This is a genomic window from Streptosporangium sp. LJ11, assembly GCF_051918945.1.
Taxonomy (GTDB): domain Bacteria; phylum Actinomycetota; class Actinomycetes; order Streptosporangiales; family Streptosporangiaceae; genus Streptosporangium.
In genome coordinates, this window is record NZ_JBPXMB010000029.1 from 1 (window position 1) to 14,526 (window position 14,526).

Consider the following 14,526-nt stretch of genomic DNA (forward strand, 5'->3'; position numbering starts at 1 on the left):
TGCGAGTTCCTGGTGGGCCAGGACGGCACGATCTCCTTCCTGGAGGTCAACACCCGCCTGCAGGTCGAGCACCCGGTCTCCGAGGAGGTGACGGGCATCGACCTGGTACGGGAGATGTTCCGCATCGCCGACGGGGAACCGCTGGGCTACACCGACCCGGCGGTGCGCGGCCACTCGATCGAGTTCCGCATCAACGCCGAGGACGCCGGCCGCAACTTCCTGCCCGCACCCGGCACGCTCACCGCCATGCGCACCCCGTCGGGGCCAGGCGTCCGCCTCGACGCGGGCTACGAGGCCGGAAAGACGGTGCCGCAGACCTTCGACTCGCTCGTGGCCAAGCTCATCGTGACCGGGCAGAACCGCACGGTGGCCCTGGAAAGGTCGCGGCGGGCGCTGGCCGAGCTGGAGATCGAGGGGATGCCGACCGTGCTGCCCTTCCACCGCGCGATCGTGGCGGACCCGGCGTTCACCTCCGAACCCTTCACCGTCCACACCCGCTGGATCGAGACCGAGTTCGACAACACCATCCCGCCCCACTCGGGAACCGGCGACATCGAGGCGGCGCAACCTCGCGAGAAGGTGCTCATCGAGGTCGGCGGCAGGCGGCTGGAGGTGGTGCTGCCCGTGGGCTTCGGCTCCGCCGCGCCGGCTTCGGCGCCCAGGACGCCGCGGCGCGGCGGCGGCATGGCCAAGCAGGCGCCGGTGGGGGGAGACGCGCTGGTCAGCTCCATGCAGGCCACCGTCGCGATGGTCGCCAGGATCGACGGGGACCTGGTCGACACCGGCGACCTCGTGGTGGTCATCGAGGCCATGAAAATGGAGCAGGCCGTCACCGCCCACAAACCAGGCATGATCACCAACCTCAGCGTCACCACGGGCCAGACCATCGCCTCCGGCGCCGTCATCTGCGAGATCATCGACATGTGACCCCGGCACCGGGATCGAGCCGTGGCCTTCCTCCCGTTCCTTGGCCTTCCCGCTGCGCGGGCCGGACGCCGGGCTCGACCGCTCGGGAAGCCGTCGCGGGGCGCCCGCCCCGCGCGTCAGCCGATCACTCCGGAGCCGTCCGCCGGGATCTCGCTGCTTTCGACGTCGGGCGCGGCGGGATCGATCCCCAGTGTCCGTGCCGCCGCGAGCGCGACGGTGGCCTGACAGTCCGCGGTGACGTCCCATACGAACCTCACGTACAGCGGCGGCGACGGCCTCGACGATGGCCGAGCCCGTGAGGATCACCGCGCGACCGGTTTCATGAAATGGGTGTGCACCAGGGTCTGGAAATCCTCGTCCAGAGTCACCGGCGCCCCCCAGTTGCGCCACTTGTCCCGGTTTTCCGGTTCGCGTACCGCGTAGAACGACAGGATGCCCAGCAGTGCCCACAGTTCGAAATGCGGCACCATCTCGGCATCGTCGGGGCACACCTCGACCGCCGCGGCCTTCAGGAACGGCGCGTGCTGCTTCTGGTTGCGCAGATGCGCGCTGATGGCGCCCACGGCGTGCGCGGGGGTCGACCGGCCGGCGATGGGAACGTTGAGGACCACGAGCCCGCGGTCGGGGGTGACGATGATGTTCTTCAGGTTGGCGTCGATCGCCACCGTGGTGAACGGCGCGGGGTTGCGCTCGGCTGCCGCGGCGAACCCGCCCGACAACCAGTCGTCGACCGCGTCCCCCACGCGGGTGCCCTCGTAGAACGGGCGCACGCGTCCCCAGTACCGGCTCCCGTAGTGGACGACGAATTCACGATGGTCGGCGATCACGGGCGCGCCGCTTTTGTACAGACCGAAACCGTCGTGCATCCGCGGCAGATCGCGGCAGGCCAGCACGAACCCGCACAGGTGTTTCACCAGGTCCGAGACGGCGGGCACACCTTGACCGTCGGCGATCGCCGAGGCCAGGTCGCGGCCTTCGACGTACTCGGCGAAGACGGCGTCGAAGGGGGCGCCGCGCTCGGTCTCGTAGACCCGCGTGATGCGCTGGACCGCTATGTGCCCGGCAAGCCTGGCGTTGGCCTCGGCGAGGTAGGCCAACGGAATGTCCGTGTCGATCACGTGCTTGGCGATGATGGTCTCGCCGGCGGTCTGGACCTTGTAAACGATGTTGTTGGATTCACTGAGCTCGCTGATCCGCGCCCCAGGGAACTCCCTCTCAAGGAAGGTACGGAACATTCCCATGTCACATCACCGAATTTCCCCCCGGGGCCCTTTCTCGGCGGCCCATTTCGTCCCGACATACTTGTGCGGCAGCAGTTCCGACAGCGGGACCGGCTCGGGCCGGCCCGCTGATTCGACGACGACCCGAACGTCGGGGCCGTAGTCGAGGAGGACACCACGACAAGCCTGGCCATGGGCGTGGGCAGTGAGCTGCTCGCGCTCGTGTTCGTCATCGAGTATCTGCTCGCCTATTCGGCGCTGTACTCGATGGCCCCGTTCCACATCTCTTTCGAGTGGTGGATGCTGCCCGGTCTGCTGGTGGCACAGGACTTTTTCTACTACTGGAAACACCGCTCACACCACGTCATCCGGATGTTCCGGGCCTCCCACGTGGTGCACCACTCGAGCAAGCACTTCAACCTCTCCACGGCACTGCGGCAATCGTGGTTCAACCCGGGTGCCTGGATCTTCTACGCGTCCCTGGTGCTGGCCGGCTTCCATCCGGCCGCGGTCATCTTCTGCCAATCGCTCAACCTTATGTACCAGTTCCTGGTGCACACCGAGCGTGTCGACAAGCTGGCCCGGCCCATCGAGTTCATCATGGTGACCCCGTCGCACCACCGGGTGCACCACGCCTCGCAGGGCAGCTATCTCGACCGCGACTTCGGGGGAACCCTGATCATCTGGGATCGCCTTTTCGGCTCCTTCGCCGCCGAGACGGAGACACCCCGGTACGGCCTCACCAAGGACCTGGACAGCCTCAACCCCATCCGAGTCGCGTTCCACGAGCGGGCGGCCCTCGTCAGAGACCTGTGGTACGCGCCGACCTGGGCGGACCGGGGCCGCTATCTCATCAAGCGACCGGGGTGGACCCCGAGCACGCCGCCCGAGAACATCACCCGTGTTTCCCGATAGTGCCCTCTGGGAGTGAAGAGATGGACGCGGCACCCGGCCCTGATCTGTTCCGGTCGCTGCTGAGGCGGCACGCGGCCGGCGTGGTGATCGTCGCAGCCGCCGTTCCGGCGGAGACCGGCTGGAGGCGTGCCGGTTTCACCGCGACGTCCTTCACCTCCGTGTCCTTGGATCCCCCGCTGGTGTCGTTCTGCGTCGACCGCGCCTCGTCGTCGTGGCGCGTGCCGGCCGAAGCCGGTCACTTCGGCATCCACTTCCTGGCGGAGTCCCAGGAGGACATGGCGCGCACGTTCGCCGCGAAGGGTGCCGACCAGTTCACGCGAACCCAATGGCGGCACGGGCCACACGGGGTGCCGCTGCTCAGCGCGCCGGACACCGTGCTCGTCCGCCGGGTGACGGAGCGGGTGAGGGCAGGTGACCACATAATCGTGCTGGGGGAGTTGACGCACGGCCAGAGCCGTGGCGAGCGAGGCGATCCTCTCGTCTACCACATGGGACGGTATCTGCTGCCGTCCAGAAGATGACGGAGATCGACACGGGTGCCGGGACCCCGTCCACGCGGGTCCACCGACGGCTGACGGCGACCGTCGCCACCCTGGGCAGACTTCCCGAACGGGAAATGGGGAGTCTGCCCAGGTCGTTCGGGTAGGGCGCCTGGGACTGGAATCCAGAATCCACGGATTGAAAGAGGAAGGCTCTTACCGGCTTCCAGACTCCTCCGGTCCGGCAATTCAACAACCGCATCAGGTCTAATCAGTGCACGTGATCCGCACATGGTCCGGATCATCAGGATGACTGGTTGATGCGTCCTCGGAAGCTTGGGACATTTCCGATAGTTGGACGACACAGTTGCGCCGTCTACAGACGAATAGATCATGATATATGTCTCCCATGCGTCCCCCGCCCCCTCCTGTTTCCGGAAACTCCGAAAACAGGTTGATGATGTTCCTGTTCGCCATCGGTCTGATCATCATCTTCATCGGTGCCGTTGTCGTGACCCTCGTGTTGGTGACCCCTGACCCAGATCAATCCGGTCTCCGCCATGAAGGATCCCAAGGCGCCTCCACCTCCCTGACTCCGACCGGCCCAGCCGAGCCTCCTCCCGTCACTTCGACGGAGGAGACGGAGGAGTACGAAGAACAGGAAAGCGACTACGAGGGAGGACGCCTTCCGGATGGTGCCGCGATTCCACTCGCGATCAGCCGGAGAGAACGCAACGAGCTGGCCGCCGCCGCAAGCACTGCCACTGACGGATCGGGTAGTCCTGAGAGAGCCGGACGGATTATCAACAGTGGAACCATCTGGTACGGAAAGGTATATGGCGCAACGCCGGGTAGCGACAGGTATTACGTGGTCGCCTCCCTCGACAGTCTGTATTTCTGGACATCACAAGGTGATGGGCCCTGGAAGTACGAGGGTGTATTCGACGGCAGGGAGTGCGGCCCGCAGGTTCCTCGCGCCCTTACTCGAGCTTGGGGGGGCGGGTTCGGCAAGCGTTGCTGAGCGGCTCCAGGCGAGCCGGCGGCACCCCAACATGTCGACAGACACGGCGTCGCCGAAACGGGAGTGCAGGTCAGGGTGGGTCGAGTCCCCGTGAGTCCCCCTGAGTGACCGTGGTTCCCCGCTTGTTCCGGCACGTGATCAAGGCTGGGTCGTCTACAGGGGGAAACATGGCAGCGGATGGATACAGGTCATTGGAGGTGGTCGCTCGCGCCGGTCAGGGCATCTCGGGCGTAGTCCCTCCGTGAGAAACGCACGCCAGTGGCGCGGGAGGCGAGGGCGAGAGCCGCGGGGACGGCGTTCTCGGTGAAGTCATCACGGTCAAAGCCCAGTTCGTGAAGGTCGGGAAGAAGATGTCCGGGGGCCTCTCCGTAGCGATAGGAGTAACCGTACAAGCCGAACTCGGTGATCAGATCCCCGTCGATGAGGAGGCGGAAATCGTTGCTCTTGATGGTGGCGAACACCGTGGCCATCGTCGTGCCCGACGACAGCAACCCCGGTGCCGGTCCCCCCGATGTGCCCCATCCGTAGTCGATCAGGACTGTTCCTCCGTCGGCTGCGTAAGCTTCGACTCCGAAATCGCCGACGGTTCCAGGAACGACGTCGATCCGGTGCAGAACTTCGCGAGGGGGAAGGCCCTGCACGAAGCCGGCGCAGAGCCATGTATCCCCAACACCATCAGTGAACTCTTGATAGAGCCATTCGTACTCTCCTGCCGCTGCGCCGCTCATCGACATGCCTTTCCCGAAGGATCGAACCCGCGATGATCTTCGCAGAGGAGACCGACAACTGTCCGGTCTGGGGGTGTTCCGTCCTGCGGGGGCCTCATTCTCGCGTTTGTCCGGGTCGTTGATCCACGCCGCGGCGAGACCGTGTTCGGATCAGGCCTCGCAGGAGCTCTCGGTTTCGGCGGTGCAGGTGTCGAAGCCGCTGACGCCGTTGGCGGCATCGATGCCGCCTCTGCCGTTCAGCGTGTCGTCTCCACCGCCGCCGTTGAGCCCGTCACGGCCTGAACCGCCGGTCAGGGTGTCATTGTCATTCCCGCCCAAGATCGACGACTGCAACGAGGTGTTGTTGGTCACGCTGTCCTTGCCGCCGACGGTGGCCGCGTCGATGAACTGGATCGTGCTGCCGGTCCCGGAGCACTGCACCACGTTGGTACCTGACGTGACGCATCCAGCGCCGGCGCTCACCCCTGATGTGCTGTCCACGGTGACCTTGCCCTCAAGGATGTCGATCTTGATGGTGTCGGCGCCGGACGTGCCCGTGATGAACACCGTACGGCTGTTGACATGGACGGTGGTGACGGCCGCGGCCTGCACGGGCGAGGTGGAGACGGCGGTAGTGATCAAGCTGGTCCCCGCCAGCGCCAGAGCGGTGAGGGAGCGGTGGATGAGCGACATGGTGGTATCCCGTCTGATCGTTGAGGTTTGTACGCGCGTGAGCGCGTGGTGCGAGTGATAGGTGGTGTCACGGTCCGGCGATCGGTCATCGCGAACGGGTGAGAAGGGGGGTCGAGTACCGGCGGTACATCTCCGCCAGGGCGTCTTCACTGCCGTTTCGGGATCGGTCCCGGCGAAGGATGGGCCGGAGGCTTCATGGCTCATCTCCGCGGTGCTCGTGCGCTACCTGCCGCAGCAGGCGCACGCCGCTGCGGAATGTCCGTTCCGAGGCCGGGGTGAAGCGGGTCGGGTCAAACGACCCCGTGAACAGTGGGATGCCCGAGCCGGCGACGACCGGATGCTGCTTGACGATCAGCTCGTCGATCTCGGGCAGGAGGGCGCCGGCCAGCCGGCCGCCGCCGGACAGCCAGATGTCCAGGCCATGGTCTTTCTTGAGCCGGCGTACAAGATCAAGGGGGTGGCCATCGATGATCAACTCGGGATCTGCGGCCGTCATCGTGCGGGAGACGACATGTTGCCGCAGGTGCGGGAAGGGGCTGGTCACTCCTGCTGCCACCGCGGGCTGGTAGCTGCTCCGTCCCATGATGACGGTGTCGAAACGCCGGTTCGGCGCGCCGTTCAATCCGAGTTGGGGCCGCAGCGGCCCTGGCACGGTCTCGGGGAATTCGGCCGACAGCTCCTCCTGATGGTCACCGTCGAGGACAAAGAAGTCCGACTGACCTGCCGGTCCCGCGATATAGCCATCAATCGTGGCGTTTACCAGATAGACGAGTTTACGCACAGTGACTCCTCATCAGCTCTCCTCTGCCCTCGCCGTTCAGGCGCGATACAGGGGCTGCTTCGCATAGGTCACGGGGATGGAGGAGATGGGTTCGTCGAGTGCGGTGTCCGCTCGACGCCGGGCGACCGCGCGTACGTACCCGAGGTGACGGCCGCGGTCGGCGGTGATGGCGTTGATCTCCGGCTCGTTGTCGGGTGCGATCGCCCGTTGCCATTCCAGCCAGTGCTTCCAGCCGTCCGTCATGGTGTCGGTGAGGTCCACGGAGGCGATGCCGCTGCGTTCCCAGTGGCGGTGCCACCAGTGGGCCGAGTGCAGGCAGGCCATGCTCGGCTCCCACCAGCCCCGCAGATGCTCGGGAACCGGCCCGTCGATCTCCTGGGTCAGTCCCGCGCCCGCGATGCCGATCTGGCCGCCCGGCCGGACGAACCGGGCCAGGTAGTTGAGGTACAGGTCGTCGGTGCCGTAGTAGACGAAGGAGTCGATGCTGATGACGGCGTCGAAGAAGCCCGCCGCGAACGGCAGGGACCGGGCGTCGGCGTGGATCGGGAACACCGCGTGGTCGGCGCCGGCGTCACGGATGCGGTGCAGTCGCTCGTCCGCACCGAACCACAGGTCCGTTGCCCAGACCTGGACGTCGAACTCGCGGTGCAGGAAGATCGATGACGCGCCACGGCCGCAGCCCAGATCCAGCACCCGCATCCCGGGCTCCAGCGTCATCGCATGGGTGAGCCATTCGGTCAGCCAGAGTGAGTTGGCTCCGCCGCTGACGCTGGAGCGGATCCAGTCGGGGTGGTACCGCGAGGTCCGCGGGAACAGCGGGCTCGCCAAGGGGTCTTGCGGCATGGATGTCGTTCTCCTCCTGGTCGGGATGGATGGTCGCGCCGTGCCCGCACCGCCCGCTCCCTGCCGCCCGGGGTAGGTCTGGGGGTCGACGCGGTGCTCGCCCGCGATCGCTGTCACAGCGTCGGCAGGAACTCGAACAGCTGGTTGCGGGCCCCGCCCTTGCAGGTGAACTGGATGATGTTCACGCTGTTCGCGGTGCCGGCGCTCGGAACGTCGAAGCACATGTTGAAGACGTGCCGCGGCCTGATGTCGTTCAGCGATGACCCGCCGTTGTCGAGCTCGAACCGCTGGTTCGGAGCGCCGGTGCAGTCGAACTGGATCACTCGCGCTCCCGGGGCCGTGCTGCCGCCCTGGATGTCCAGGCACTTCCCGGTGACGTGGGTCGGCCGGATCTCGAAATCACTGCCGCTCACGCGGACCAGGCGGAATCTCTGGTTCGTGGCGCCGGTGCAGTCGTACTGAATCAGGTTGGCGCTGTTGGCGGTGCTGCCGGCTTGGACGTCCAGACACTTGTCGGTGGTGTGCAGTGGCCTGATCTTCACGATCTGGTCGGCGGTGGTTCCGGCCGAAGCCGGCGAGGCTGCACCGGCGAAGCCGGTGATGGCCGAGACGAGGAGCGCGGTGACAGGAGCAATGTTGCGCAGCCGGGGAAGGGCGGTGCCGTCGGGTGTCGTGGTCATGTCCTCCAGGGTCGCCGGGTCAGGGCCGGCTACGCGTCCGTGCCGACTACTGATGTTGGCCGGGCGCGTACGTACGCAACTGGGTCCGGTCGGCCGCGCCGGTCTTGGCCAGAAGCCGGCTGACGTGGGTTTCGACCGTGCGTACGGACAGGTGCAGCCGTGCTGCGATCTGCGCGTTGCCCAGCCCCTCGGCCACCAGGGCGAGCACCTCGGCCTCCCGGCCGGTGACCCCGGCGGCGCGTAGCCGGGGCGGCACGGCCGCGCCCCTGCTGCGGCGGGACGGCGCACCTGCCTGCCTCAGCAGGTCCCGGCACTGCCGTGCCGGCGCCTCGTCACCGTTGAGCTCGTGCCAGGCCAGGTCGGCGCGCAGTCCGGGTACGGGATCACCCCATCCCTCGCTCACCGCTGCAGTCCACACCGGCAGCCGCAGCAGTCGATGCCACCACGGATGCTCCTCAAGCGCTGCGTCCCCGCGGGCCAGCACCTGCACCGACTCCTCCGCCCTGCCCTCGCGCCCCGCGGCGACGGCGTCGGCATAGAGCAGCGCGCCCCGGTTGACCCGCCGGCGGCCCGCCCGGGCCTGGTGGAACACCGCGCGGGCGTCCTGCGGCTCGTGACCGGTCACTTCGCGCAGCAGCAACCACAACCCCCACCAGTGGGTGGGGGCCGCCGAGGCGTGACCGGCCAGGATCGCGGCGCCGTCGTCCGCCTGCGTGGCCGCGCCCGGCAGGTCTCCGGCCACCACTGAGTAGATCGCGCGTACCAGGTCAAGACCTGCTCGCACCTCCCGCGGCGCGTTGGGTCGGGCTCCGGCCCGGCGCAGCCACCGCTCCGCGCCGTCGCGGTCTCCGGCGCCTGCGCGGGCGGCGGCGACGAACAGCTCGGCGACCGCCTGGACGCTCGTCAGCCGCAGCCGTGCCGACAGCTCGGCACAGCTGCGGGCCACCGGCTCACCCACGCGGGGACCGTGCGCCACCAGCGCAAGGTCGGCCACCAGCAGGTCGATCGACGCCAGCTGCCCCAGCAGCCCGGCGGACTCAGCGATCTCGCGGGCCTCGGCCAGCGCGGGCGGGTCTGGCTGGCCACGCTGAACGGCGGCCAGGTGGAAAAGGGCGGCCACGCGCAGTGGGGTCAGGCCGCGTTCGGCGGCCACCTGCACCGCCCGCCCGAACGCCACCCGCGCCGCAGCCGCATCACGATGGGCCAGGCAGCGCCCCTGCACCAGCAGCGCCCCCGCCAGAGACTCGCCATCACCCGCGCGCTCGGCCTCGCGGACCGCGTCGGCGGCGAGGGAGCCGGCGCGGTGCGGATCCCCCTCCCCGTAGGCGGCGTCGGCCCGCACGATGGCGAAACGCGGATCGTGCGGCCGGCCGGCTCGCTCGGCATACTCGATCGCCGCCGCCCGGCGTCCGCCCACCATGGAGCCACGGGCCAGCTGCAGGCACAGCTCGACGTACTCGTCCCCGGTCGCGGTGCCGATGGCCTGTTCCCCGGTGCGCAACGCCGCTTCCACCTCGCCGGCCAGCGTCAGCAGCCGGACCTGCTCGATGGCCCACGCGGTGCGGATCGCACCGGCGGCCTCCACCCGGGCCAGCAGCGCCCGCGCGCTGCGTAACGCCCCTCGGGCGAGATCGTGGCGGGCCAGCCGGAGCAGGATCCGGCCGGCCCGCTCACGCTCTCCCACCGCAGCCAGCAGTTCTGCGGCCCGTACGTCAGCCTCACCAACGCCACCGCCGTCAAGCAGATCCGCGGCGCGCCGTGCTATCGCGGCCCGCTCCGGCGGCAGCAATCCCGCCAGCACCGCCTCCCGGGTGAGCGCGTGCCGCCAGGTCAGCTCATCGGCCTCGGCCCGCAGCAGATGCGCGTGGGTGGCGGCGCGCAGACCCGCCAGCAACACCGCCTCGTCCACTTGCGTCACCGAGGCCACCACGTCCCAGCCCAGGTCGACCCCCACCACCGCAGCTACGTGCAGCAACCGGCGGTGCTCCCCGGCCAGGGCCGCCATCCGCTCACCGACGAGCGCCCGCAACGTCGGCGGCACCGCGATGTCGTTCAACGCCTCCCGCGGGGCGGCCAGATCCACACCTGTCTCGCGCAGCCCCGCCGTCAGCTCCTCCACCAGCAGCGGCAGCCCGTCGCAGCGCTCCACCACGAACGAGGCGGTCGCCGCCGCGAGCGGCACACCGGCCCGATCGCCGGCCAGCTCGGCCACCTGGGCCGCGTCCAACCGAGCCGGACACAGCACCCGCACGCCCGGCCGCCGGCCGATCCGCTCGATCTGATCGGCGGTACGCGGCTCCTCACGCGCCGCCCCACAGATCATGATCCGCTGGTCGCCTACCTGATCGACCAGGTATTCCAGGACCGCGAGCGTGTCGAGGTCTGCCCAGTGCAGGTCATCCAGAACCAGCAGGCAGCCGCGTCCGGCGCCGACCACGCGCAGCAGCCGCAGGACGCCCTCCCCCACCACCACGGCGGGATCCACCATCGTGTCGGCCTTCTCGGCATCGCCGGCCGGCCCGAAATCGGGAATGATCCGCCCCAACGCCGCCCGATACGGCCGCAGCTCGGCGTCCCCCGCGAGCACGGCATCCCGCAACCGCCCGACCAACGCGGTGGCCAGCGCCCGGTACGTGCCCCCCGCCAGCACCGCCCGGCCCGCCAGCACCTCCATGCCCGCCGCCGACGCCCGGGCCGACGCCTCCGCCAGCAACCGCGATTTGCCGATGCCCGCCTCGCCGACGATCATCACGGCCGCACCACGGCCATCGGCCGAAGCCTCGATGAGCTCCTCGATCACCGCGATGTCCGTGGCCCGACCCACGATCCGCTCCCCTGGCGGCTCCATCAATCCCACCAACTCCATACACCCCTATCGCGAGCCCTGGATCACCTGGGTTGACGCGGACAAAACCGATGTGAGGCACCCATTCACCGTAAGACGAAAGAGAGTGCAGGGAACCCGCATGTGATCCTGCCGTGTTCGGCGCGCGTAAGCCCGAGGTCCTTCTCGCCCAGGACGCCGAACCTCTGGATCAAGTCCCTCCACCCGGGTCGGTACCACCAGCCCCAAGTAACGAGAAAGACCAGATCAGAGCCTCCGGTCAGCCTTGATCAAGACGCGAGGCCATGACATTCCGCAGCCGCGCCCCGATCCTCCCCTCGTACCGTGGAGGTCTGACCTAAGGGGGGTCAGGTCATGGGAGAGAGCAGACGGAGTTTCGATGCGGAGGGACAACAGGACAGTCACAGGCAGCCGGCAGGTTCTGGGCATCACGCCGTCGAGCACTGTTCTCAGACCTCAATGAGATCCTGATTTGGTGATCGGCTATCGAGTACAGGAGTACACCGGCATCATCGTCGCTCGCGGTGAGCAACGTATCTACGCGTCAACCATCAAGGCCCTGGACCGTAGCGCTTTCCCCATGCTCGGACACATTGATCCTTATGACGACACGATGTTCAACAGCTTGCAGGTTCGCACCCTCGTCGAGGAACTCGACCGCCTGCCCAATGATCATCCATTGAACTCGTCCGATTGCTCAGATCTCAAGGCACTGTGTGAGCTCGTGGTAGGGCGTATACACCATCGTCAACTTTGGTTCATCGGAGACTAGAAACCGCAGTTTGGGAGATTTCGGTACACGGCTTCCTGAAGTGCTGCGATGCAGGTGAGAGGTGGTCTTCCCCTGTCCGTGAGTCCCCGTGAGTCCCCGTGAGTCCCCCTGTTCCCCGGTCGTACTGGCACGCGAGTGGCACGTCACCCACGACTCTTGATCGCTGCCTCAATACGTAGCCCAATTCCGACGGTCGCGAATATGAGCGCTCCAAGGAGGGCGTTAGCTGTGAGCTCTTTTTCGATGATGAAGCCGAGGATGGGAACTGCTGCGCTCAGGGCAAGAATTGCGTTCCCCCACCCGTCCACTGGTTGGGTGCCGTCAGTTGTCTTCCCCTGACGTGCGGCAGGATCTTCTTGTTCACTCATGCGTTGAGTCTCCCATTGGTGTGTGAGACCGGCAAAGGGACGGACCATGCGTACGCACGCCCTTCTCGCCGGATCTTCCCGTCTGCCTCGTCCCACCCCGGAAGGGCAACAGCTCTGGGGCGGAGGGTCAAGGTCGTCTTCGCGTGTACGCCGGCCGGTGGACGTTCCTCGGCCATGGGATGCGGACGGTCACAGACGGCCTTGATCCGGAGGAGTCGAGATGTTGGGCTTGCCTGGGACGTGGCAGACGGGAAGATCCGGCCACCTCGGCTACCTACGAACTCCGCTCCTGCTGCTGGCGATCATCCCGGAGCCGAAGTCCCCCCGCCGGGGGCTGGCTTTTGCTCTTCGCTCGCCTCGTCAATAGAAATCCCACGGTAGTACTTAGGGACCCGACGACCAGAAGGATCCACAGCCCCGGACCCATGTCAAGGGTCGCTTCAAATGCATCCGGCGGAAAAAAGTCCTTGAAGACCAACGCTGTGAAAAAGGTAAACACGATAAAACTGGTGTTGGTAACAGCAAGCATCAGCACCAGATCTTTGAGCGTACGGTGTACTGCCATAACATGATCATACGTCGGCATTTAAAAAGTGGCGGTGTGGCCTCGGCGCGGCGGGTTGGTTGGGTGCGGCGCGCGGTCGGTGCGGCGGGCGGCCCGATTTCCGCCGCCGTTCGGGACCGGCGCCCACGCCGCACGCCCAGACGGCGGGCGGTGGGAGGGCCGTGCGGCGGCGCGCCGCGCCGCCGCCTTGAGAAGACCCGGCCAGAGAGCAACAAGCGCTACACCGACTCGGGGAAGTCCAACGACGAACGAGAACTCAAGCACCGCGACGAGAAGGCCACACGGACGGTGCCGATCCCTCCGGAGCTGGTGACCACCCTGCGCGCGCACATCGACAGACACGGCGTCGCCGGAGACGGCCGGCCGTTCCGGACCCGTACCGGCCAGACCTTCCCCCGGCTCCACGGTCTCGATGGTCTGGAAGCAGGTTCGCTCTTACGCCTTCACTCCGGACCAGGTCGTCTCACCGCTGGCGCGTCGGCCGTACGACCTGCGGCGGTCTCCCTGTGGCTCAACGCCGGAGTCCACGCGCCAGAGGTGGCCGAACGGGCAGGGCACGGCGTGGATGTGCTCCTCAAGGTCTACGCCAAGTGCATCGACGGACAGCACGAGGTGGCCAACAAGCGGATCTTGGAAGCGCTCACGACGTGACATCCCCGGCGGCAGGACACGAAGGACCCAGGGTACCCCTCGGGGTCCTTCGTCGTGTGGGCTCCGCCGTCCCCGGAATCGTTCCGCGAGCGTCCGGGATGCTCGTACTGACCTGGGAAACGCCGGTGGTCCCATTCCGCCTATATTCCAGGACCACTGGCAGACGGCTGCATCCAGCTGCATGTGCCGAGAAAGATCGACAAGAGCAAAGGCCCAGGTCAGAGCCTAAGTCCTGGTCGGGAGTGGTAGGGCGCCTGGGACTCGAACCCAGAACCTACGGATTAAAAGTCCGCAGCTCTAACCATTGAGCTAACGCCCCGCAGGTGACAGCGTACCGAGGATAGTGTCCACTAACGTCCGTCGCCAGGCCCATTCATGGTCATCTGTTTGCGGAACGGCCGGTGGGGGGCGGGAACGGCTCCTAGAGTGACATGCATGACGAGCTCGGGGCTTGGGCCCGCCCTCACCTCTCCCGTCTCCACACGCCCAGGGTATGTCGTGGTCGATGTGGAGACCACAGGTTTCTCCCCGTCGAGGGGCGACCGGATCTGCGAGATCGCGCTCGTCTCGCTGGACGCGCGGGGCGAGACCGTCGACGAGTGGCACTCGCTGGTCGACCCCCGGCGCGGCACCGGGGCCGTCCACGTCCACGGCATCACCAGCGCGATGGTCCAGGGCGCTCCGGTGATCGAGGAACTGCTGGACGACATCTGGCGGCGGGTCGCCGGCCGGGTCCTGGTGGCCCACAACGCCTCCTTCGACCTGCGCTTCCTGCGGAGCCTCCCCGGCAGCGAGTGGGTGACCGAGACCCTGTGCACGCAGCGGCTGGCGCCCGCCTTCCTCCCCGACGGCAGGTGGACGCTCGCCGCGTGCTGCGAGCGCGCCGGTATCCCGCTCTTCGGCGCGCACGCCGCGCTGGCCGACGCCCGCGCCGGCGCCGAGCTGCTCCGCTTCTACCTGCGTACGGGCGTCTCCTGGGAGAAGGAGCTCGACAGGGCCGCCCGCGCTCCCGAATGGCGTCCCTCCGGACTGCCCCAGCGGCACCCTCGCCGCCGGTAG

The 14,526-nt window shown here is 67.4% G+C and carries 17 protein-coding genes and 1 tRNA gene; 7 read left to right on the plus strand and 11 right to left on the minus strand.

The features are described 5' to 3' along the window. A partial coding sequence (locus ACTOQ3_RS34660; RefSeq protein WP_440087705.1) for an ATP-binding protein occupies nucleotides 1-927 on the plus strand: 927 nt, incomplete at its 5' end. A 116-nt stretch (nucleotides 928-1,043) separates the two neighbouring features. On the opposite strand, the gene ACTOQ3_RS34665 is transcribed toward ACTOQ3_RS34660, so the two are convergent. Both ACTOQ3_RS34665 and ACTOQ3_RS34670 read right to left on the minus strand, forming a co-directional pair. After that, nucleotides 1,044-1,184, minus strand: coding sequence for a hypothetical protein (locus ACTOQ3_RS34665; RefSeq protein WP_440087706.1), 141 nt, complete (start codon nucleotides 1,182-1,184; stop codon nucleotides 1,044-1,046). 45 nt (nucleotides 1,185-1,229) lie between these two features. Continuing rightward, nucleotides 1,230-2,162, minus strand: a complete 933-nt coding sequence (locus ACTOQ3_RS34670) for a hypothetical protein (RefSeq protein WP_440087707.1) — start codon at nucleotides 2,160-2,162, stop codon at nucleotides 1,230-1,232. A 177-nt stretch (nucleotides 2,163-2,339) separates the two neighbouring features. Here ACTOQ3_RS34670 and ACTOQ3_RS34675 point away from each other — a divergent pair, with 177 nt between their 5' ends. The 3 genes from ACTOQ3_RS34675 to ACTOQ3_RS34685 all read left to right on the plus strand — a co-directional run bounded on the left by ACTOQ3_RS34675 (nucleotide 2,340) and on the right by ACTOQ3_RS34685 (nucleotide 4,562). Further along, on the plus strand, nucleotides 2,340-3,062 hold the full coding sequence (locus ACTOQ3_RS34675; protein ID WP_440087708.1) for a sterol desaturase family protein: 723 nt from the start codon (nucleotides 2,340-2,342) through the stop codon (nucleotides 3,060-3,062). 20 nt (nucleotides 3,063-3,082) lie between these two features. Then, complete coding sequence (locus ACTOQ3_RS34680) at nucleotides 3,083-3,583, plus strand: flavin reductase family protein (protein WP_440087709.1); 501 nt, start codon at nucleotides 3,083-3,085, stop codon at nucleotides 3,581-3,583. A gap of 415 nt (nucleotides 3,584-3,998) precedes the next feature. Then, nucleotides 3,999-4,562: a hypothetical protein gene (locus ACTOQ3_RS34685; RefSeq protein ID WP_440087710.1), complete on the plus strand. Its 564-nt coding sequence runs from the start codon at nucleotides 3,999-4,001 to the stop codon at nucleotides 4,560-4,562. 188 nt (nucleotides 4,563-4,750) lie between these two features. Here the strand turns inward: ACTOQ3_RS34685 and ACTOQ3_RS34690 are convergent, their stop codons facing one another. The 6 genes from ACTOQ3_RS34690 to ACTOQ3_RS34715 all read right to left on the minus strand — a co-directional run bounded on the left by ACTOQ3_RS34690 (nucleotide 4,751) and on the right by ACTOQ3_RS34715 (nucleotide 11,090). Continuing rightward, the gene (locus ACTOQ3_RS34690; protein WP_440087711.1) at nucleotides 4,751-5,290 is read right to left on the minus strand and encodes a DUF6461 domain-containing protein; all 540 of its coding nucleotides are present in this window, start codon (nucleotides 5,288-5,290) and stop codon (nucleotides 4,751-4,753) included. Between the two features lie 150 nt (nucleotides 5,291-5,440). Further along, nucleotides 5,441-5,962: a hypothetical protein gene (locus tag ACTOQ3_RS34695; protein WP_440087712.1), complete on the minus strand. Its 522-nt coding sequence runs from the start codon at nucleotides 5,960-5,962 to the stop codon at nucleotides 5,441-5,443. Between the two features lie 193 nt (nucleotides 5,963-6,155). Next, nucleotides 6,156-6,743, minus strand: coding sequence for a dihydrofolate reductase family protein (locus ACTOQ3_RS34700; RefSeq protein WP_440087713.1), 588 nt, complete (start codon nucleotides 6,741-6,743; stop codon nucleotides 6,156-6,158). A 36-nt stretch (nucleotides 6,744-6,779) separates the two neighbouring features. Further along, on the minus strand, nucleotides 6,780-7,586 hold the full coding sequence (locus tag ACTOQ3_RS34705; RefSeq protein ID WP_440087714.1) for an SAM-dependent methyltransferase: 807 nt from the start codon (nucleotides 7,584-7,586) through the stop codon (nucleotides 6,780-6,782). Between the two features lie 113 nt (nucleotides 7,587-7,699). Beyond that, nucleotides 7,700-8,266 carry an RICIN domain-containing protein gene (locus tag ACTOQ3_RS34710; protein WP_440087715.1) on the minus strand — a complete coding sequence of 189 codons (567 nt, stop codon included), beginning with the start codon at nucleotides 8,264-8,266 and terminating at the stop codon, nucleotides 7,700-7,702. A gap of 46 nt (nucleotides 8,267-8,312) precedes the next feature. Next, nucleotides 8,313-11,090 carry an ATP-binding protein gene (locus ACTOQ3_RS34715; RefSeq protein ID WP_440087716.1) on the minus strand — a complete coding sequence of 926 codons (2,778 nt, stop codon included), beginning with the start codon at nucleotides 11,088-11,090 and terminating at the stop codon, nucleotides 8,313-8,315. Between the two features lie 496 nt (nucleotides 11,091-11,586). Here ACTOQ3_RS34715 and ACTOQ3_RS34720 point away from each other — a divergent pair, with 496 nt between their 5' ends. Then, nucleotides 11,587-11,883, plus strand: coding sequence for a hypothetical protein (locus tag ACTOQ3_RS34720; protein WP_440087717.1), 297 nt, complete (start codon nucleotides 11,587-11,589; stop codon nucleotides 11,881-11,883). Nucleotides 11,884-12,026: 143 nt separating this feature from the next. Here ACTOQ3_RS34720 and ACTOQ3_RS34725 read toward each other — a convergent pair whose 3' ends face one another. Together ACTOQ3_RS34725 and ACTOQ3_RS34730 are read right to left on the minus strand one after the other, a co-directional pair. After that, nucleotides 12,027-12,251 carry a hypothetical protein gene (locus tag ACTOQ3_RS34725; RefSeq protein ID WP_440087718.1) on the minus strand — a complete coding sequence of 75 codons (225 nt, stop codon included), beginning with the start codon at nucleotides 12,249-12,251 and terminating at the stop codon, nucleotides 12,027-12,029. Between the two features lie 274 nt (nucleotides 12,252-12,525). Then, a complete protein-coding gene (locus tag ACTOQ3_RS34730; protein ID WP_440087719.1) occupies nucleotides 12,526-12,816 on the minus strand; it encodes a hypothetical protein in 291 nt (96 codons plus the stop codon). A gap of 3 nt (nucleotides 12,817-12,819) precedes the next feature. Between ACTOQ3_RS34730 and ACTOQ3_RS34735 the strand changes: the two genes are divergently transcribed. After that, nucleotides 12,820-13,467, plus strand: coding sequence for a hypothetical protein (locus tag ACTOQ3_RS34735; protein WP_440087720.1), 648 nt, complete (start codon nucleotides 12,820-12,822; stop codon nucleotides 13,465-13,467). A gap of 243 nt (nucleotides 13,468-13,710) precedes the next feature. On the opposite strand, the gene ACTOQ3_RS34740 is transcribed toward ACTOQ3_RS34735, so the two are convergent. Next, nucleotides 13,711-13,786 (minus strand) — tRNA-Lys (locus ACTOQ3_RS34740). Nucleotides 13,787-13,974: 188 nt separating this feature from the next. Between ACTOQ3_RS34740 and ACTOQ3_RS34745 the strand changes: the two genes are divergently transcribed. Further along, nucleotides 13,975-14,526 (plus strand): 3'-5' exonuclease, encoded by a 552-nt coding sequence (locus ACTOQ3_RS34745; RefSeq protein WP_440087721.1) that lies wholly within the window; start codon nucleotides 13,975-13,977, stop codon nucleotides 14,524-14,526.